Annotated in this window: 18 protein-coding genes, 1 pseudogene and 1 riboswitch; of the genes and pseudogenes, 6 read left to right on the plus strand and 13 right to left on the minus strand. The window is 30.8% G+C overall.

The window, feature by feature from the left end; genetic code table 11:
* Positions 1-250 precede the first annotated feature (250 nt).
* From dapA (KGF42_RS07795) to dapD, 5 genes are all read left to right on the plus strand, one after another.
* Positions 251-1,132: a 4-hydroxy-tetrahydrodipicolinate synthase gene (gene dapA / locus KGF42_RS07795; RefSeq protein WP_227823146.1), complete on the plus strand. Its 882-nt coding sequence runs from the start codon at positions 251-253 to the stop codon at positions 1,130-1,132.
* Between the two features lie 77 nt (positions 1,133-1,209).
* Positions 1,210-1,383, plus strand: a riboswitch (Lysine riboswitch).
* Between the two features lie 172 nt (positions 1,384-1,555).
* Positions 1,556-2,557, plus strand: a complete 1,002-nt coding sequence (locus tag KGF42_RS07800) for an aspartate-semialdehyde dehydrogenase (RefSeq protein ID WP_227823147.1) — start codon at positions 1,556-1,558, stop codon at positions 2,555-2,557.
* Positions 2,558-2,680: 123 nt separating this feature from the next.
* A complete protein-coding gene (gene dapA, locus KGF42_RS07805; protein ID WP_227823148.1) occupies positions 2,681-3,568 on the plus strand; it encodes a 4-hydroxy-tetrahydrodipicolinate synthase in 888 nt (295 codons plus the stop codon).
* A gap of 66 nt (positions 3,569-3,634) precedes the next feature.
* Entirely contained in the window at positions 3,635-4,384 is a 750-nt protein-coding gene (gene dapB, locus KGF42_RS07810) for a 4-hydroxy-tetrahydrodipicolinate reductase (RefSeq protein ID WP_227823149.1), read from the plus strand.
* 181 nt (positions 4,385-4,565) lie between these two features.
* Positions 4,566-5,282, plus strand: a complete 717-nt coding sequence (dapD, locus tag KGF42_RS07815) for a 2,3,4,5-tetrahydropyridine-2,6-dicarboxylate N-acetyltransferase (protein WP_227826075.1) — start codon at positions 4,566-4,568, stop codon at positions 5,280-5,282.
* A 228-nt stretch (positions 5,283-5,510) separates the two neighbouring features.
* Here dapD and KGF42_RS07820 read toward each other — a convergent pair.
* Positions 5,511-6,158, minus strand: a pseudogene (locus tag KGF42_RS07820) (SPFH domain-containing protein); the annotation flags it as partial.
* 192 nt (positions 6,159-6,350) lie between these two features.
* Between KGF42_RS07820 and dapB (KGF42_RS07825) the strand changes: the two are divergent.
* The gene (gene dapB / locus KGF42_RS07825; protein WP_227823150.1) at positions 6,351-7,106 is read left to right on the plus strand and encodes a 4-hydroxy-tetrahydrodipicolinate reductase; all 756 of its coding nucleotides are present in this window, start codon (positions 6,351-6,353) and stop codon (positions 7,104-7,106) included.
* A 185-nt stretch (positions 7,107-7,291) separates the two neighbouring features.
* Here the strand turns inward: dapB (KGF42_RS07825) and KGF42_RS07830 are convergent, their stop codons facing one another.
* From KGF42_RS07830 to prdD, 12 genes are all read right to left on the minus strand, one after another.
* Positions 7,292-8,977 carry an exosporium protein gene (locus KGF42_RS07830; protein ID WP_227826076.1) on the minus strand — a complete coding sequence of 562 codons (1,686 nt, stop codon included), beginning with the start codon at positions 8,975-8,977 and terminating at the stop codon, positions 7,292-7,294.
* A gap of 103 nt (positions 8,978-9,080) precedes the next feature.
* Entirely contained in the window at positions 9,081-9,305 is a 225-nt protein-coding gene (locus KGF42_RS07835) for a hypothetical protein (protein WP_227826077.1), read from the minus strand.
* A gap of 98 nt (positions 9,306-9,403) precedes the next feature.
* On the minus strand, positions 9,404-9,943 hold the full coding sequence (hpt, locus tag KGF42_RS07840) for a hypoxanthine phosphoribosyltransferase (protein ID WP_227823164.1): 540 nt from the start codon (positions 9,941-9,943) through the stop codon (positions 9,404-9,406).
* Positions 9,944-10,204: 261 nt separating this feature from the next.
* Positions 10,205-11,512, minus strand: coding sequence for an L-serine ammonia-lyase, iron-sulfur-dependent, subunit alpha (locus KGF42_RS07845; protein ID WP_227823165.1), 1,308 nt, complete (start codon positions 11,510-11,512; stop codon positions 10,205-10,207).
* Between the two features lie 464 nt (positions 11,513-11,976).
* The gene (locus KGF42_RS07850) at positions 11,977-13,752 is read right to left on the minus strand and encodes a sigma 54-interacting transcriptional regulator (RefSeq protein WP_227823166.1); all 1,776 of its coding nucleotides are present in this window, start codon (positions 13,750-13,752) and stop codon (positions 11,977-11,979) included.
* 211 nt (positions 13,753-13,963) lie between these two features.
* Positions 13,964-14,533: a methyltransferase domain-containing protein gene (locus KGF42_RS07855; RefSeq protein WP_227823167.1), complete on the minus strand. Its 570-nt coding sequence runs from the start codon at positions 14,531-14,533 to the stop codon at positions 13,964-13,966.
* A 183-nt stretch (positions 14,534-14,716) separates the two neighbouring features.
* Positions 14,717-15,352, minus strand: a complete 636-nt coding sequence (locus tag KGF42_RS07860; protein ID WP_003422086.1) for a single-stranded DNA-binding protein — start codon at positions 15,350-15,352, stop codon at positions 14,717-14,719.
* A 667-nt stretch (positions 15,353-16,019) separates the two neighbouring features.
* Complete coding sequence (locus tag KGF42_RS07865; RefSeq protein ID WP_227823168.1) at positions 16,020-16,901, minus strand: TSUP family transporter; 882 nt, start codon at positions 16,899-16,901, stop codon at positions 16,020-16,022.
* Positions 16,902-17,017: 116 nt separating this feature from the next.
* On the minus strand, positions 17,018-18,025 hold the full coding sequence (locus tag KGF42_RS07870) for a proline racemase (RefSeq protein WP_227823169.1): 1,008 nt from the start codon (positions 18,023-18,025) through the stop codon (positions 17,018-17,020).
* Positions 18,026-18,044: 19 nt separating this feature from the next.
* Positions 18,045-18,428 carry a proline reductase gene (locus KGF42_RS07875; protein WP_227826078.1) on the minus strand — a complete coding sequence of 128 codons (384 nt, stop codon included), beginning with the start codon at positions 18,426-18,428 and terminating at the stop codon, positions 18,045-18,047.
* A 16-nt stretch (positions 18,429-18,444) separates the two neighbouring features.
* Positions 18,445-18,912, minus strand: coding sequence for a glycine/sarcosine/betaine reductase component B subunit (locus tag KGF42_RS07880; protein ID WP_227826079.1), 468 nt, complete (start codon positions 18,910-18,912; stop codon positions 18,445-18,447).
* A 14-nt stretch (positions 18,913-18,926) separates the two neighbouring features.
* Entirely contained in the window at positions 18,927-19,685 is a 759-nt protein-coding gene (gene prdD / locus KGF42_RS07885) for a proline reductase cluster protein PrdD (RefSeq protein WP_227823171.1), read from the minus strand.
* Between the last annotated feature and the right edge of the window lie 54 nt (positions 19,686-19,739).

Below are 19,739 nucleotides of genomic sequence, written 5' to 3' on the forward strand. Positions count from 1 at the left end.
ATATTAATTATTAGTTATTAAATTCGCATAAAATTTATTTTTTATTTCCATTTTGGTATATTTTATTAAATTAATATGCATATTTTGAGAATAAAACATTTATTTCAAATTTTTCTAATATTAATATAATATAAATATCTTATTTAAACAGTTAAGATATTAACTATACCTATTAAAATTAATTAATTTGTACTATAATTATTATTGTACTTAAAAAATTAAATTTAGATAAAAAAGGAGATTTGATTATATGTTATTTAAAGGTTCTGCTGTTGCTTTAGTTACCCCATTTACAGAGGATAATAATGTCAACTTTGAAAAATTAGGTGAATTAATCGAATACCACATTGAGAATGACACAGATGCACTAGTTGTTTGTGGAACAACAGGTGAGGCGACTACTATGAGTGAATCTGAAATTTTTGCTGTAATAAAATATACAGTTGAAAAAGTTAATAAGAGAATACCTGTTATAGCAGGTACTGGTTCAAACAATACTATGTTGTCTGTTCATATGAGTCAAGAAGCCGAAAAATTAGGTGTGGATGGTCTTTTAATAATAACTCCTTACTATAATAAGACTAATGAAAAAGGTCTTAAACTTCACTTTGAAACAATAGCAAATAGTGTTAAGTTACCAATTATTTTATACAACGTGCCAGGAAGAACTAAAGTAAATATAAAACCATCTGTTGTGGCTGAACTTGCTAAAATAGATAATATAGTTGCTGTAAAGGAAGCAAGTGGAGACTTAGCTCAAGTTGCAGAAATAGCTAAATTAGTACCTAAAGATTTTGCTATATACTCCGGTAATGATGATACTATACTACCACTATTATCATTAGGTGGAAGTGGTGTTATCTCTGTACTTGCTAACATCTGTCCTAAAGAAACACATGATTTAGTAAATAAATTCTTTGAAGGTGATATTGAAGGCTCAAAAAAATTACAACTTGATATGGATGCTTTAATTGCTGCCCTATTTATAGAAGTAAATCCAGTTCCAGTTAAAACTGCCATGAATATTTTAGGTTTTAATGTTGGAGATTTAAGACTTCCTTTAGCTGAAATGGAAGAAGCTAATCTTAGTGTGTTAAAAGATGAATTGACAAATTTTGGATTTAAATTTTAGCAATATGTATATAAATAAGTTGATTTTTTCTTGAATATGTATTATTATTAGAATAATCAAATTTTAATATCCTATTAACCTAGGGTAGAGGTAGCTGTAACTAAGAGTATCCAATAGTAGCTGGCAGGTGTTAATGATTGGAAAAAGGATTTACAGCCGAAGAAAATATTTCTTGCAATAATATTTTCTGGGATTACACATAACATGTGTAATACTGTCACTTATATTGTAAGTGATGAGCTACAGGGTTTACTTTGAGTGATAAACTAGACGTACAAAGTATACCTTTGTACGTTTTTTGTATATAGTTAAAGTTGTTAATATAATATTAAAGTTTTTGTATATATAAAAATATTAACATATCTTACTTGTATAATTAAAATCAAATAATGTTTTAATAATTTAAAATTGGGGTGAATTTATATGAAAAAAGTAAATGTAGCAATAGTTGGTGCTACTGGAATGGTAGGTAGAACATTTTTAAAAGTATTAGAAGAAAGAAACTTTCCAATAGAAAATTTATTTTTATTCTCTTCTTCTAAATCAGCTGGTTCTAAAGTAATGTTTTGTGGTAAAGAATATATAGTAGAAGAATTAAAAGAAACTTCATTTACTGATAGAGGCATACAAATAGCATTATTCTCTGCCGGAGGAAGTATTAGTGAAAAGTATGCTCCAATAGCTGCTTCAAATGGAATCTTAGTAGTAGATAACTCTAGTCACTGGAGAATGAATCCAGATGTTCCTTTAGTAGTTCCTGAAGTAAATCCAGAGGCTATAAAAAATCATAAAGGTATAATAGCTAATCCTAACTGCTCTACTATACAGGCTATGGTTCCTCTTAAGGCACTTGATGATAAGTACAAAATTAAGAGAGTAGTCTACTCTACTTACCAAGCTGTATCTGGCTCTGGTGTTAAAGGTGTTGAAGATTTAGAAAAAGGAATGAATGGTAATCCTACTGGATTCTACCCTCATCAAATCTCTTACAATTGTCTTCCTCATATAGATTCATTTACTGAAAATGGATACACTAAAGAAGAAATGAAAATGGTAAATGAAACTATGAAAATACTTGATAACTACGATTTAAAAATAACTGCAACTACTGTAAGAGTTCCAGTAAGAAATGGTCATAGTGAATCTATAAATGTTGAGTTTAACAATTCATTTGAATTAGAGGATTTAGTAAAAACACTTGAAGAAACTCCAGGTGTTGTAGTAGTTGATAATCCTGCTAAAAACGAATATCCAACTGCTGTAGAATTTGATGATAGAGATGAGGTATTTGTTGGAAGGATAAGAAGGGACTTTAGTGTTGACAGTGGTGTAAATCTTTGGGTTGTTGCTGACAATATAAGAAAAGGTGCTGCAACTAATGCAATTCAAATAGCTGAAATGGCTTTATCATACGATTTAGTATAGTATAGTATACAAATTTGTATAAATATATAATTTTGTAAAATATTAATAATAAATAAAAAAAATAAGCATTAGAAGTAGCTGTAATATGAAACACAAAACTAAAAAAGAGGGGATTGATTTTATATGATATTTAAAGGTTCTGCTGTTGCTCTAATTACTCCATTTACAAAGGATAACAAAGTTGATTTTGACAAATTAGGTGAATTAGTTGAATACCAAATAGCTAATGGTACTGATGCTATAGTATCTTGTGGTACTACTGGTGAAGCTAATACTATGACTGATGAAGAACAACTTGCTACTATTAAGTATGTTGTTGAAAAAGTTAATAAAAGAGTTCCTGTTATAGCTGGAAGTGGTTCTAATGATACTATGCACTCAGTTAATTTAAGTCAAGAAGCTGAAAAATTAGGAGTAGATGCTCTATTAATAATAACTCCTTATTACAATAAAGCTAATAAAGCTGGACTTAAGCGTCATTTTGAAACAATCGCTAACAGTGTTAAACTTCCAATTATACTTTATAATGTCCCTGGAAGAACTTGTGTAAATATAAGCCCTAGTCTTATAGTTGAACTTGCTAAGATAGATAATATAGTTGCTGTAAAAGAAGCTAGTGGGGACTTAGGACAAGTTGCAGAAATAGCTAGTTTAGTTCCAGATGACTTTGCTATCTACTCTGGTAATGATGATACTATACTTCCTTTATTATCTTTAGGAGGTCAAGGAGTTATATCAGTACTTGCTAATGTTTGCCCTCAAGAAACTCACGATTTAGTAGCTAAGTTCTTTGAAGGTGATATAGAAGGTTCTAGAAAATTACAACTTGGTATGGATGCTCTAATTGCAGCTTTATTTATAGAAGTAAATCCTATACCAGTTAAGACTGCAATGAATTTATTGGGATTCAATGTTGGAGATTTAAGATTACCTCTAGCAGAAATGGACCCAGCAAATTTAGAAGTGTTAAAGAAAGAGTTAGTTAACTTTGGACTAAAAGTTAATGCATAATAAAAATTAATGCAGGATAAAAAATAAGTTTGGTCAAAAGTTAGCCCTTAATCATAGGAGGAAATTATGTTAAAAGTTATAGCAACTGGTTATGATGGAAAAATGGGTAAGATTTTAGCCGATACTATAAGAGAAGATAGTGAATTAGAATTGGTTTGTGTTTCAGCTAGAGGTATGGATAGCTGTGAAGGCGACCTTAAAATCTATGAAGATATGAGCACTATAGTGGAAGAAGTTGATGTGGTTATAGATTTTTCTCATCACTCTAATTTAGATAATATCTTATCTTATGTTTTAAAGACTAAGACTCCTTTAGTAATTGCTACTACTGGATATAATGATGAAGAAATGAACAAAATACATGAAGCAGCTAAAGTTATTCCTGTATTCCAATCATATAATATGTCTCTTGGTGTAAATGTATTAGTAAAATTGGTTAAAGATGCAGCTAAATTATTAGAAGGATTTGATATAGAAATAATAGAAAAACATCACAACAGAAAAGTAGATGCCCCAAGTGGCACAGCTGTTATGATTGCTAACGCTATAAAAGAGGTTTTACCAAACGTTGAAAATAATTATGGTAGATATGGCCGTAGTGCAAAAAGACAACCAAATGAAGTTGGTATTCATGCTATAAGAGGTGGAAATATCGTTGGTGAACATGATGCTCTATTTGCTGGAGATAATGAAGTCCTTACAATAAGCCATCAAGCCCAATCTCGTGGTATCTTTGCAAGTGGTTCTATAGCTGCTGCTAAATACTTAGTTAAACAAAAACCAGGATTTTATAATATGGACAGCATGTTAGGATAATAACAAGATAATAATACACAGTATAATCAAACATATACAATAAATAAATTCATTTAATACTATGCTTATACAATAAAAACCTGTAAAATAAAATATAAATAATGAGAAGTAAGTATATACTAAAATTGACAAATAAGTATATAATAAAAGAAATATAATGAAATACAAGGAGAATTAACAAATGGTAAATTTAAACGATGCTTATGAAATAGCAAGGTATATAAAAGAAGTTAAAAAGAAAACACCTGTTAAGGTATATGTAAATACAAACTCTTTACATTTCCAATCAACTGATAAGTTTAAGGTATTTGGAAGTAATGGCTCTTATATATTTGTAGGTGACTACGAAGATATAATGGAAGTATTAGACAAACATGGTAATGATATAACAGATACTCATGTAGAATACGATAGAAGAAATTCTGCTATTCCTCTAAAAAATACTTTAAGTGAACATGCAAGAATTGAGCCAGGTGCAATAATAAGAGACATGGTTACTATAGAAAAAAATGCTATTGTAATGATGGGAGCTGTTATAAATATAGGAGCTGTTATTGGTGAAGGTTCTATGGTAGATATGAATGCTGTTATTGGAGCTAGAGGTACTCTTGGTAAAAATGTTCATTTAGGTGCTGGTGCTGTTGTTGCTGGTGTTTTAGAGCCACCTTCTGCTACTCCTGTTATAGTTGAAGATGATGTTTTAATAGGAGCTAATGCAGTTATTCTTGAAGGTGTTAGAATCGGTAAAGGTGCTGTTGTTGCAGCTGGTGCTGTTGTAACTACTGACGTAGAAGCTGGTGCTGTTGTTGCTGGTTCTCCTGCTAAAGTTATAAAAATGAAAGACGAAAAAACGGCTGACAAGACTAAACTTATGGAAGACCTTAGAAATTTAGATTAATTAAATAGTAATATATTAATTAAAAAGATTAATTAAAAAGGTGTCTCTGTATGAATTTAATTCATTGGAGGCACCCTCTTTTTTATAATATTTTTTCTCTTATTTATGCTTATTTTATTTATTTTTACAATTCTCTTATTCATTCTTGTAGCATTTTTATTTCTTGCTTATAAGTATTTTTATTTCCTTCAATATATCAACGAAACAAACTATTAAATTTTCTATAGCTTAATAAATAGAACTACTATTTACTACTGGTTGTGCATCTTTATTGCCACAAAGAACCACTAATAGATTACTTACCATAACTGCTTTACGTTCTTCATCTAAAGTTACAACATTATTTTCACTTAAATTAGTTAATGCCATCTCTACCATACTTACAGCCCCTTCAACAATCTTTTTACGTGCTGCTATTATAGCCTCAGCTTGTTGACGTTGTAACATTGCTGCTGCAATCTCTGGTGCATAAGAAAGGTGAGTAATTCTCACTTCACATACTTCAATTCCAGCAATATCAACTCTTGACTGTAATTCATCTTTTAATCTATCTGCTATTTCCTGACTACTGCCACGAAGAGATTTTTCATCTCCATCTTCAGACACATCATATGGATAGAGTCTTGAAATATTACGAATAGTAGAATCACATTGAATAGATAAAAAAGTATTATAATTATCCACATTGAACACAGCCTTTGTTGCATCTATAACCTTCCAAATTACAACAACTCCTATTATAATCGGGTTTCCTAATAAATCATTAACTTTCTGCTTTTCATTATTAAGAGTCATTGTTTTTAAAGATACTTTCTTACCTCTTGAATTAGTTGATATATCTACTTTTTCATCAGATGAAGATTTTGACACATTAATATATTGATTTTTAAATAAATTTTATGAGATATGAACTTATATTTAATATATATTAAATCTGGATGCAATTTTTTTAATATCTGGTAAGTTATAAGCTTATTATCACTAATATTATTTTATATAAATTGTATTAGTGATAAAATAAACTTATAGCAATATAACAAATTTTTATTAATTTCATAGGAGGAATTTATGTTGAAAGTTATAATTAGTGGTTATAATGGAACAATGGGAAGAGTGTTAGCTGAATGTGTAAAAAAAGATAATGAATTAGAGTTAGTTTGTGGTGTAGCTAGGTCTGCTGATGAAAAAAGTTATCATGGTGGTACAAAACTTTACAAAACAATGACTGATGTAACTGAAAAAGCTGATGTAATAATAGACTTTTCACATCATGAGACTTTAGAACCAATATTATCATATGCACTAAAAAATAATACACCTGTAGTATTGGCTACTACTGGATATGATGAAAGTGATTTAAACAAAATAGAAGAAGCATCAAAAAATATTCCTATATTGTTATCATCAAATACATCTCTTGGAGTAAACATTTTAATAAAATTAGTTAAGGATGCTTCAAAAATGTTAGAAAGTTTTGATATTGAAATCATAGAAAAGCATCATAATAGAAAAGAAGATGCTCCTAGTGGAACTGCTACTATGATAGCCAATGCAATTAAAGAAGTCTTACCTCAAAAGATAAATACACATGGGAGATATGGTAGAGATTGTAAAAGAAAATCAAATGAAGTTGGAATACACTCTATAAGAGGTGGTAATATAATTAGTGACCATGATGTTATATTTGCAGGTGATAATGAAGTTCTTACATTAAGTCATCATTCTCAATCTGACGAGGTATTTGCAAACGGTTCTATAGTTGCAGCTAAATTTTTAATTGGTAAGCAATCTGGACTTTATAAAATGTCAGATATATTAGGATAGGTTTTGTACATAATAAATCTCAATCTATTTAGATATTCATATTTTGTAATTTGAATACTCAATGGATTGAGATTTTAACATATATTCTTTTTTGCCTATAAAAATTCTTTTAACTATTATTTTATTTATTACCATGTAAAATCATATTGTTTGTTATTTATAGTTTTTCTTATTTATTATATTAATTATTGTATTCTATAAACTGATACATACCCAGCTGGAGAAGTACCTGTTGTACCTGAACCAAATGTAAAACTTAAAGTAACAGCTGCTGCTCTAGTATCAACCAAAAAGCTTAAACTTACACTTACATCTGATGAAGTAAGTGTATTTACTGCTTTTGCAACAAAGTTATTTTGAGCTGCTCCATTAAAGTTAGTAGTAATTGACATAAACCCTGCAAGCGAAAGCGTAGCACGTATACCAAAAGATACATTATATATCCCTCCAACTGCAAGATTTATAGTACTACTTGTTGGAAAAGTTATATTGGTTCCATTTATAAATGATGAGTTAAATGTCACTAGTGAATTATTTCCTAAGCTTGAAGAAGATACTATAAATTGTGCATTGTTTGATGCTAGTACTCCCGTTGCTCCTGTGTTTCCTGTTGGACCTGTTGCTCCATTTGCTCCGGTTGCCCCTGTGTTTCCTGTTGGGCCTGTTGCTCCATTTGCTCCAGTCGCTCCTGTTGGACCTATTGCTCCTGCTACTCCATTTGCTCCCGTTGCTCCTACTGCTCCTGTTGGACCTGTTGCTCCATTTGCTCCGGTTGCTCCCGTTGCTCCTGTCGCTCCAGCCACTCCGTTTGCTCCGGTTGCTCCCGTTGGGCCTATCACTCCATCTGCTCCCGTTGCTCCTGTTGCTCCTACTGCTCCGGTTGGGCCTGTTGCTCCATTTGCCCCAGTTGCTCCCGTTGCTCCGGTTGGTCCTACTGCTCCATCTGCTCCAGTCGGACCTGTTGCTCCAGTTACTCCCGTTGAACCTATCGCTCCGTCTGCTCCCGTTGCTCCTGTTGAGCCAGTTGGACCTATCTCTCCATTTGTCCCAGTGGCTCCTGTTGCTCCTGTTGGACCTATCGCTCCATCTGCTCCTGTCGCTCCCGTTGCTCCTGTATTTCCCGTTGGACCTATTGCTCCATCTGGACCTGTTGCTCCTACTGCTCCGGTTGGACCTGCTTCTCCATCTGCTCCGGTTGGACCAGTTACTCCTATTGGACCTGTTGACCCAGTGGCTCCGTTTGCTCCAGTTGCTCCTATACTTCCTGTTGGTCCTGTAGCTCCTGTATTTCCTGTTGGTCCGGTTGCTCCAGTCTCTCCATTTGCTCCTGTCACTCCTGTATTCCCTGTTGCTCCTGTTATCCCATTTGCTCCGGTTACTCCAGTTGCTCCTGTGTTTCCTGTTGGGCCTGTTGACCCAGTGACTCCTGTTGCTCCTGTTGGACCTGTTATTCCATTTGCTCCTGTTGCTCCTGTATTTCCTGTTGGACCTGTAGAGCCTGTTATTCCATTTGCTCCTGTTGCTCCTTTATTACCTGTTGGACCTGTTATTCCATTTGCTCCTGTCGCTCCTGTATTCCCTGTTGGACCTGTTATTCCATTTGCCCCTGTTGCTCCTGTCGCTCCCCTAGGACCTGTAGAACCTGTTATTCCATTTGCTCCTGTTGCTCCCATATTTCCTGTTGGACCTGTTATTCCATTTGCTCCTGTTGCCCCTGTATTTCCTGTTGGACCTGTTATTCCATTTGCTCCTGTTGCTCCTGTTATTCCTCTAGGCCCAGTCGGGCCTGTTGGACCCGTAGCACCAGTTGGTCCTGTTGCACCTACATCTTGATATAAGCTTGGAGCTGAAAGACCATTGTAATCACTCATATAATTAATCCTCCTTCTTTTAAAGGTAGAGTAATACTCTATAAATATCGAGTATTCCCCTATATAATTATATGAGTCGACAATTTTTTATGTGAAAATATATCTATTTACTTATATCAACATTTATGCTTTGATTTCTAAACGTTGTTATATTATTCATTTCTTTATTCCAGTCTTCTATTATTGGAGTAATACTTATCTTTTTAACATCCTTTTTAATTTCATACTCTAAAGAAGATTCAAAATAATTACCCTTAGAATAACTTAAGTCATATCCATCTGAACCACCAATTAATTCTAAATTTTTTCCTCTTCCATCTTTAAGCATAAATTCTAGTATCTTTGGCGTATCATCATCTTTATTAAAAAAGCCTCAACACGATTAATAAAAATCATATTAAGGCATCTACAAAATTATATAATTGCTTATCTATCTTCATCAGTAACATTGAATATATACGGAACATTTCTATAGTAATCACCAAAATCAAATCCATATCCAACTACAAACTTATCTTCTATTTCAAATCCACAATAATCTGGCACTAAATCAACTTTTCTTCTGCTTGGTTTATCCAAAAGAACACAACATTTTAAACTAGCTGGGTTTTTAGCTTTTAGATGTTTCAATACAAAATCCATAGTAAGTGCAGAGTCAGTAATATCATCTACAACCAATACATCATATCCTGCTACATCAGTAGTTACATCTGAAACTACTTTAACCTTTCCAGTACTTTCTTCACTATTTCCATAACTAGATGTAGTCATAAAATTAACTCTAAGAGGTAAATTTATATTTCTAACTAAGTCTGCACAAAATATAAAGCTCCCTTTTAATAAAGATACTACCATAAGATTTTTATCTTTATAATCTTTTTCTATAATTGCTCCTAATTCTTTTAATTTATCTTTAATTTTTTCTTCTGAATACAACACTTCCCATTTTTTTGTTTCTATATCCATAAAAAGACCTCCAATTGTAATAATCCTTCTTAATTTTATAAGAGATTGCTCACTTTTTCAATACTCTTATTCAATATTAGCCAATATTATTGAGTTTTTAAGTACATTCAACAATTATTAACAATGTATCTTATATTTTAAGTAGTTCATATACTAATCCTAAATTACATACTATATATTTTAGACAAAAAAAAGAAAAAACTTGCACTAACAAGTTTTTTCTATTATACATAAATTTATACATAATCATATCTTAAAATACTAGTCAACTTTATTCATATCATTCATTACATTTAAGATTATCTCATCTGTTATAGACATCCCTTTATCACTTACTCTACCTAAGTTTTGTATACTTTGCTCAACACTTGAACCAACTATACCATTTAGTGGTGGTACAAAACAATCTTGCTTAGCTATTATAGCACTTTGTATAGCCGCAGATGCAGCAGAAGATAATTTTAATGCACAACCAGCTTTTGCACCATCACATATCATTCCACTTAAATCGGCTATCATATTTTCTATAGCTCCTTCTATTTGCTTTTCAGTACCATTCATAAGCCAAGAGATACCAGCAGTTGCTCCAGTAGATGCAGCAACACCACATCCACATACAGCAGATAATCTTCCTGTATAGTTCTTAATATAACCAGTTACTAGATGAGATATAGCCAAAGCTTTTGCTAGTCTTTCATCAGATTGTGGGAATTTTTTATTGTAAGCAACTATTGGAAGAATTGCTGTTAAACCATGATTTCCACTACCATTTGAACTCATAACAGGCATTTTTACTCCTGCCATTCTTGCATCTGAAGCTCCAGCAGTCAGCATCATTGCATAATTTATAACATCATTACCTAAAATACCTTCTTCCATAGATTTTTTAATTCCATATCCAACACCAATACCAGTTTTTTGCTTTAATCCATATTCAGCCATTTCTTCATTCATTTTTACTCCATCTAGTAAAAATTCTATATCTTTAAAATCAATGCCTTCTACATTTTTTATTAATTCTTGTATAGTTACAGTGTCCATTAAATTTTCAGCTTTTTCTGCTGTATCACTTGAAGCAGATACTTTTGGTTCATTATCTAATAATACTTCCCCATCTTTTTCTAAAAATGTAAAATTATCATGTTTAGTTCTTATTCTAACTTTAGCAATATGATTTGCTCCTTTTAACACAACTTCTATAAACACTTTCTCTCTTGTATCAGCAGGTGTTATTGATAGAGGAGTATTATCCATATAATCCTCAGCTATTTTAACTTCTTCTTTTGTTAGAGTCTCTAATACACTTAGCCCATTTTCAGAATGACCACCTACTATACCTAAAGCTGCTGCTATTTTTAATCCTAATCTTTCAGTACCTGGTATACCTACGCACATACCATTTTTATAGATACTAGGGCTAACTAGCATACGATTTTCAACGATTTCTTCTCCTAATAATTCTTTTGCCTTTGCACATGCTAGGGCTAAAGCTACTGGTTCAGTACATCCTACTGCTGGCTTAACTTCTGCCTTTAATATTTCCACCAATTCTTTTCTTATATCTCTCATTATATATAAACCTCCCAATTAAGTTTAGATTTAGTACTCAAATAATTCTATTAAATAATTTCTTATATATTTATAGCAAAATACATGCCATATTTTTTATTTCTGTTCATATTTTCAGCATGATATTCTATAATTGTTGATATGACTGCTTCCATATATATTTTTTTTTATTTACATAGAGGATTTATATTTTTTTAAATGGAGAAATGGATGACAATTTCGCAAAAAGACAAAAAAAAATCTCAAAATGAGATTCTATATCATTTTGAGACGAATAATACATATTATTTTTTACCTTTGAAACAATCCTCTGTATTTACATTATCCTTCTTAATAATTTTAACTTTACATCTGATTTTATTTTTTTGGATGCTTATACATCTACTATTTTTATAGACTTCTACTATTTGTTTGTACTTAAATTTTATATAGCTTTATATAGTTTTTATTACATTCTTACATTACTATGAAATTATATTGTATTTTTCAATTTTTCTATATAATGTGGCTCTTGATATTCCAAGTGCCTTTGCTGTTAATTCTTTATCTTTTTTATAATCTTTATATTTATTTAAAGCTTTTATTATCTCAATCTTTTCAAGTTCATCAAGTGGAACTATCCTATCACTTTTAACTTCTAATTCTTCTACAGATGTATTTTTAATTTTTTGAGGAATTACATTCATTGTAATTATCGGAGATGAAGACATATTCACACTATATTCAATAATATTCTGTAATTCTCTTATATTACCTGGCCACTTATATTCAATCATAGAATCGACAACCCTACTATCTATATCAATAACATTTTTATCTAGCTTTTTTGAATACTCTTTAACCATATGCTTGATTATAAGTGGTATATCTTCTTTTCTTTCTCTTAGACTTGGTAGTTTTATAGGTATAACATTTAATCTATAATATAAATCTTCTCTAAAAGTACCATTTTGAACCATTTTTTCTAAATCTTTATTTGTGGCAGCGATAATTCTTACATCTATCAAAACATTTGATTTACTTCCAATCTTGTTAAGCTCTTTTTCTTGTAATACTCTCAATAACTTTGACTGTAAATGCAAACTCATATCTCCTATTTCATCTAAAAAGATACTTCCTTTATGAGCTACTTCAAACATTCCAAGCTTTCCACCTTTTTTAGCCCCAGTAAAAGCACCCTCTTCATATCCAAATAATTCACTCTCTAATAAATTATCTGGTATGGCTGCACAGTTTACAGCTATAAAAGGATTATCTACCCTATTACTATGGTTGTGTATGGCTCTTGCAAAGAGTTCTTTACCTGTTCCACTTTCTCCAGTAATAAGTACTGTCGAAGTTGATTTAGAAGCTATTAAGGCTTCTTTTTTAGAATTTCTTATAGCCACACTTTCTCCAATTATATTTTCCAATTTTATCTTATAATCCTTATTTATCTTATTGTAGTTTTTTATAGCATCTCTTTTATCTATAAAGTCAATAACATATCCTTTTAACTCATTTTTTAATACTATTTTATTGATGTTATATATTCCCTTTGAATCATATCCATACCCCTTATAAAAAAAACTACATGATTTGTCCTTTTTAAAGTTATTTATAGAAGGCTTCTTTATAAAATCTAATTCAACAAATATGTTTTTGCCAGTTATATTATCTTTTATATTAAAAAGCTCTTTAAACTTTGAATTATATTTATCAATCTTGCCATCTACATCAATAGACACAACAGCCTTATCCATATTGTTTAATAGTGTCTCTAATTTTTTCTTTTCTAATTCTAGTTCATACGTTTTAATTTGAGCTTTTAATTTATTAGATATTAAATCTGCCATCTTACCTAAAAAGTTTATAAGACCATTTTTATTATTTTCTATAATCTGTGCTTGCTCTTTTGTAAAGGCTATAAGACCTATAACACCATGAGAATCACCATCACATATAATAGGACAACACACTTCTGCAAACTCTACACAAGCCCCATTCTTATAACATTCTCTACATATATCACTACTCTTTGGGTCATCAATTAGTATTGTAATCTGTTCTGTAAGTGATTTTTTAAAAGCCGTATATTTATCTACTTTCTCACCTATTTTGTCTATATATACTCCTGTACCTGCAATCCTAAATAACTCCTTATTTACTATAGTTACATCTATATTGAGTACTGACACTATAGCTTCAGCTATATTTTGAATATCAGATTTTATATATTCTAAACCTATCATAATCATCATTCCTTATTTTTCTTTAACATGAGTATTTGTCTTATTTCTTTAAGAATCAAGTATATTTTATTTAAAGTAAATTGGATTGACATTAGGATTACAAAGAGCATAACAATTATTATTAACTCATAATTTATTTCCATCTAAACATCTCCTTATAACAAAAGACTAGGCTCAACCTAGTCTTTTATATTATATCCATATTTATATTTTAACTCATTTATCTTCTTTTTCCCACATAAATATATTTTAATTTATTTGACTCTTTAATCATGCCGTCAAAGTTTAATCTTGAAAATATATTGAATACTTCATGTGGATAGTGAATCTTTGTAACGGAACCACAAAACTTATGTTTAAGATAGTTTAACTTAACTTTTAAATTTTTTAAATTTAAATCCTCTAATATAACCTCTCCATTGCCCTTTAATACTCTTTGTATTTCAGATGAAGCTTTTTCACAATCTGTAATAACATTAAATTGGTCTACTATTATTATCTTGTTGAAATGATTATCATCAAATGGTAGAAACTCTAACTTACCTTTAACTACATTGCAATTTTCATTATACACTAAAGAATAACAGACATCTTCATAGTTACTATTCTCCAGTATAGTTACAGAAGTCCCAAGACCTCTCAATCTCTTGCCTAGGTTTCCTATATGACCAACAAGCAATATTTTATCACCTACATTATACTCAATTGTATCCAAAAAACATTCTAATTCATCAGATGTATATTTAGCTTTAACCGGCTGTCTATTTATCTGATATAATATGCTTTTCACAATGCTTCACCTCTTCATTTCCTCAATTATAAATTATGTACAGATTACATTATAATAAATGGAGAGCAACTATTCAAGAGATATTTCATTAGTATTTTTTTAAACAATCTTTATACATTTTAATATGTTATTATATCAAACTTATTAGTATTTTATTCATAAAAATCAGTCTACTTTTTATGCCTATTCATTGTTATTTTCATCCAATTTTTTTATTTTCGATATGGATACTTCATATGCCATTTTTTTAACCACATTATTTTCATCTATCTTTTTCTCATATTCTCTACTTTGAACCCTACCCCAAAGCTGTATCCTGTCTCCAACCTTTAGATTCTTTGCAAACTTAGCATTTCTTCCCCAAACTATTGATGGGATATAGTCAGATTTGTTATAAGGTCTGTTTATAGCCACTAATAAATCGGTTATTTCCCTCCCTAAAGGGGTTTTCCTATACACAGGTTCCTTACATACATATCCATCTAAAAATATACTATTAGGGTCTTTATTTTCCTCATCTATGCTCTTTATTTCTCTGACAAATACTGTAAGCACTAATCTATTTTTATTATTTAACGTTTTATTATATGATCTTAATTGACCTACAACATTGACTAAATTTTGTTTATCAAGGTCAATATCTTGGAGAAGTCTTTCTGATACAGTCATTGGAAGTATATCAAAAGAATCGCTTAGTCTGTTTATTTTTATTTTCATATTATAAAATTTTTCTCCAAATATCTCATGACTAAATTCTAGCTTATTGTCTAACTCCCCTCTTAAGTTTACTACGTTATTCTCATCTTTAACAGCTATCATATTTTATCCCTCCACAATTGTTAATTCTTATATTTCTGGTATCAGCTTATATAATAAATATATTTGTAAGGGATGTATTTTATTACAAATCTTTGAGTGCTGTTTAAAAGTTTTTATTTAGTTATAAATTTCATTTAATATTTTACTTTTATGATTATAAAATTATTATATTTTTATACCACATATACTAATCAAGCTATCTATTTCAGTGTTGGATTAATTACAAAATTCTTATTATATAATTATTAAGTCATATATAACTTAAATTTAACCACTATATACAAGCAATTTCAACAGATTAAATTTATTCAAACAATTCAGATAAGTATTAAGTCACTATAAACTTATTTTTCTCAAGTATAAGTTATAATAGACTTATTATAACTTATACTTTTATTAATCTGTATTAATATATGAACATTTATTGAACTTATTGATTATAAAATTTAAATATTTAGCTTTAAATTATGCTTTAATCCTTAAAAATACAACAATTTTTATATTAAATCTACTAAATTACTATATATATTGCATAATTGGCATGTTAATTGCTTTATATAATTATAATAAATAAAAAACTGCTCTAAAATATTAATTCAATATTTTAAAGCAGTTTATAATCTTTATTATTAGCTGTAATATTTAATAAACACTAAGTAGTCTTTAACTAAGCAGTCTTTTTGTTTTTATTTGCAGCCATTATCATTGTAGCAGAAGTGTAAGCTATAACAACTATTACTAATGCTTTTAATATATCCATTGGTAAAGTTTTTACTATATATGCAGCTACGAAAACTCCTATTAAACCACAGATAGCTATTATAACTGATGCTTTTTTAGTATACGCATCTTCTTTTATGAATTTCATACTTGCAACTGGCATTAATAATGCACAAGAACCCATAACTATTGGGAACGCAACTTTTGCAGACATTCCTAAGAAGTAAACCATTGCCATACCTGGAGCATATAAACCTATACCAGCTGTCATTAAAGCTCCTAGTATAAAGTTTCCTACTACACCTATTACTAATTTAATACCAGTAAGTCCTAATTCATTTCCTCCACCTGGTAATAAGTTAACCCAAGGATGACCTAATAACATTAATACTGCTGTTAATGCTAGAGTTACACCCATAACAAGTTGTATTTTTCTCTCGTCCATCTTAGCTATTATTCCTGCACCTATGTATGAACCAACAGCTGCTGCCACAACCATAGATACTAGAGTAACACCATCAACTGGTATGATTGATGTAAATATGAATGCTTCTGTAACAACTGGAATAGTATGTGCTACGTTTAATGTCCCAGGCATTTTTTTATCTGGTATATTTAATTTTAAAGCTTTTGACATTGCTATTGTTGGAGCAAATGATCCTATTCCTAATGTATCAAAGAAGTCTGTTATAAATCCTGTTACAGCAACTTTTGGAGTACTTTGTTCTTCTAGTTTCCCCTCTTTGTTTGCTTTAGCTACGTCTTTACCAAACACAACTGCAAAGATTGCTGCGAATACTACATATAATGCCTTTAAGATTGCTACCATAATCCATCCTCCTATTTTTTTATTTTTTCATATATTCTGAATCTTATAGCCTAAAAGCTATAGAATAGTAGACAAGTGGCTACTATTCTATTTTAATTTCCCAATTTATTTATTACTTATTTAAGAATAAATCCATGTTTAAGTGGATCTTCTTCATCTATTACAAAATGATTAAATCCAGTTATATAAGCAGAACCAGTTATTTTAGGTACTACAGCATTGAAATCTGCAACTTTAGTTTCCTCAACTATTTCACCTTTGAATAAAGTTCCTAATATACTTTCATATACGAATTTTTCTCCTACTTTTAATTCACCTTTAGCATGTAAAGTAGCTAATTTAGCACTTGTTCCAGTTCCACATGGAGATCTGTCAACTTGACCTTGACCAAATATAACTACGTTTTTGTAAGTAGCTTCTTGATGAGTTGGCTCATCATATATTTCAACTAAGTCTACAGTTTTTATATGAGCTAAAGTTGGATGTTGTATTTCTATTTTCTCGTTTATTATGTCTCTAAGTTTCATAGCTAGCTCAGTTAATTTACCAGCATTTTGAGGTTCTATTTTTAAACCTAATTGACTTGCATGTATTATAGCAAAGAAGCTTCCACCAAATGATATGTCAAATTTAACAGTTCCAACACCTGGTAAGTCAACTTCAACACCTTCTTTATATAAGAAAGCTGGTACGTTTAAGAATGATACTTCTTTAGCTTTTCCATCTACAACTGTAACATCTCCTCTTATTATTCCTGCTGGAGCTTCCATAACTACATGAGTTATAGGTTCTACTGCTGGAACTACACCTGTCTCTATAGCTGCTGTCATAGCTCCTATTGTACCATGGCCACACATATTAAGGTATCCGCCACCGTCCATGAAGATTATTCCAAAGTCAGCATCTGGGCAACAAGGTTGAGTCATTACAGAACCAAACATATCATTATGTCCTCTTGGCTCTAACATTATAGCAGTTCTTAAATAATCTAGATTTTCTTCTAAATATGCTTTTTTCTCAGGCATAGAATTTCCTTTTATATTAGGTATTCCACCTACAACTATTCTAGTTGCTTCACCTGCTGTATGAGAGTCTATAGCTTGTATACTTCTGCTAAATTTCATATCAAATTCCCCCTTAGGTTTATTTTGCGTCTTTACGCATTTTTAATTTTAGGAAAGCCAATGCTTTTTTAACATCAACTTCATCCATGTGATTGTCTCCAACTACTTCTGTTTCTATGTAGCCTGTTATCTTTTTATAATCAATTATGGTAGCTTTATCCAAATATGGATTGGTAATTACTAGTCCATCTGCTCCCATAATAGTAAGACCTACTGTAGGTATATCTGATTTTACAAACTCTGCTATAGCATTTGTAAAATCAATATGCTGGTTTCCTGCCATATCTAAAGTTATAATCACTCCACCAGGTCGCAATGATTCAATCCATCTTCCAAGTCTAGTTGCTAAAAATGTTTTCCATTCATTGTACTCTGATGTCCCAACTACAACCACTCCTAACAAGTCTATGTTAGAATCATTATCTATGTTTTCTCATTTTAAGTTTTAAAAATGCTAAAGCTTTTCTAGCATCTATTTCATTTGTGTTGTTTTCTCCAACAACTTCTGTCTCAATACCTTCTTTTGATTTGTTCATATCAACTATGGTATCCATATATTGATTACTTACAACAAACTTAGCTTGAGTACCATTAAATGTCACTCCAACTACAGGTATATCTCTTTTTCCTATTTCTTCAAATGTGTTAGCGTAATCAACATGTGAGTTTCCCCAACCATCTGATGAAACTATAGCACCATCTACTCTCATGGCTTCTAGCCAAGCGGCCGTTCTTTGTCCCACGAAGGTTTTATTTTCATTTCCATCTGGAGTTCCTACTACTATTACTCCAAGTAAATCTACATCCTTATCACTTTCAACTATGTCTAAAAGTGGGTCTCTAAAGTGATGAAGAGATGTCTCTTTTGTTGAAGGTCCTATTCCCATAATATCCACCTCTCTTAAGTCATAGCTCTAAGGGCACCATCTCTGTATTCATTAGGAGATATAATCATAGGTACATTTCCCATATCTATGATTGATGTTCCTCCTTCAAATCCACTAGGTTCCTTTGAGAATAACTGATTGTCATACATAGCACCTTGACCTGCTATTTGTTTCACTATGACAACCTTTTTTGCATTTGGTCGAATTTTGTCAAAATATTCACGAACTTGAGTAGCATTTCTTCCGTCTTCCATTTTCAAAGACGCTCTTATTTCTTGCATAAAATCATCACATGCTCTAAAAGCTGCAAGTGGAAGTGTTCTTTCAAAAGGTAAACCTCCCTTTAAAGTTACATCTACATGAATTATATAATCTTCAACTGATGGAGTTCCACATCTACCAAACACCATTTGTTCTCTCAAAATTCCCTCTGAAGAACCAAATTCATGCATTTGATTTCCATCTTCATCTGCACCAGTTAACATTACATATACACCAGTTAAAGTATGTGTAATTCCCTCTCCCAGTCTGCCTAAAACTTTGGTTGATATTGGTATAATGTCCATAATAGTATTAATTTCCCTGTCATAATCTCCAGGTTTTATAATGTCTACTTTTATGTCTGTTATTAAATCTTCTCTTTCTTTTATTTCATCTATACTTGATAAATTGATTGTAAGTACATCTTTCTTTATAGAAGTTTTTGAACCGAAATTAACTTTATTCATATGAAACGGTTTTATAACAAGCCTTCTCATTATTTTTTCTTCCATAATATCCACCTTTGTTCTTAAAACCCTTCTCCTAACTGTGTAGGAGAAGGGTTC

Origin of the sequence: Clostridioides sp. ZZV15-6383, assembly GCF_020657735.1 — a bacterium.
GTDB classification, from domain to species: domain Bacteria; phylum Bacillota; class Clostridia; order Peptostreptococcales; family Peptostreptococcaceae; genus Clostridioides; species Clostridioides difficile_D.

Bases quoted from the DNA above. Each gene is read 5' to 3' on its own strand.
- dapA (WP_227823146.1), top strand. From the start codon at position 251: ATGTTATTTAAAGGTTCTGCTGTTGCTTTAGTTACCCCATTTACAGAG.
- KGF42_RS07800 (WP_227823147.1), top strand. From the start codon at position 1,556: ATGAAAAAAGTAAATGTAGCAATAGTTGGTGCTACTGGAATGGTAGGT.
- dapA (WP_227823148.1), top strand. From the start codon at position 2,681: ATGATATTTAAAGGTTCTGCTGTTGCTCTAATTACTCCATTTACAAAG.
- dapB (WP_227823149.1), top strand. From the start codon at position 3,635: ATGTTAAAAGTTATAGCAACTGGTTATGATGGAAAAATGGGTAAGATT.
- dapD (WP_227826075.1), top strand. From the start codon at position 4,566: ATGGTAAATTTAAACGATGCTTATGAAATAGCAAGGTATATAAAAGAA.
- dapB (WP_227823150.1), top strand. From the start codon at position 6,351: ATGTTGAAAGTTATAATTAGTGGTTATAATGGAACAATGGGAAGAGTG.
- KGF42_RS07830 (WP_227826076.1), bottom strand. From the start codon at position 8,977: ATGAGTGATTACAATGGTCTTTCAGCTCCAAGCTTATATCAAGATGTA.
- KGF42_RS07835 (WP_227826077.1), bottom strand. From the start codon at position 9,305: ATGCTTAAAGATGGAAGAGGAAAAAATTTAGAATTAATTGGTGGTTCA.
- hpt (WP_227823164.1), bottom strand. From the start codon at position 9,943: ATGGATATAGAAACAAAAAAATGGGAAGTGTTGTATTCAGAAGAAAAA.
- KGF42_RS07845 (WP_227823165.1), bottom strand. From the start codon at position 11,512: ATGAGAGATATAAGAAAAGAATTGGTGGAAATATTAAAGGCAGAAGTT.
- KGF42_RS07850 (WP_227823166.1), bottom strand. From the start codon at position 13,752: ATGATGATTATGATAGGTTTAGAATATATAAAATCTGATATTCAAAAT.
- KGF42_RS07860 (WP_003422086.1), bottom strand. From the start codon at position 15,352: ATGATAGCTGTTAAAGATGAGAATAACGTAGTAAACTTAAGAGGGGAG.
- KGF42_RS07865 (WP_227823168.1), bottom strand. From the start codon at position 16,901: ATGGTAGCAATCTTAAAGGCATTATATGTAGTATTCGCAGCAATCTTT.
- KGF42_RS07870 (WP_227823169.1), bottom strand. From the start codon at position 18,025: ATGAAATTTAGCAGAAGTATACAAGCTATAGACTCTCATACAGCAGGT.
- KGF42_RS07880 (WP_227826079.1), bottom strand. From the start codon at position 18,912: ATGGGAATAGGACCTTCAACAAAAGAGACATCTCTTCATCACTTTAGA.
- prdD (WP_227823171.1), bottom strand. From the start codon at position 19,685: ATGGAAGAAAAAATAATGAGAAGGCTTGTTATAAAACCGTTTCATATG.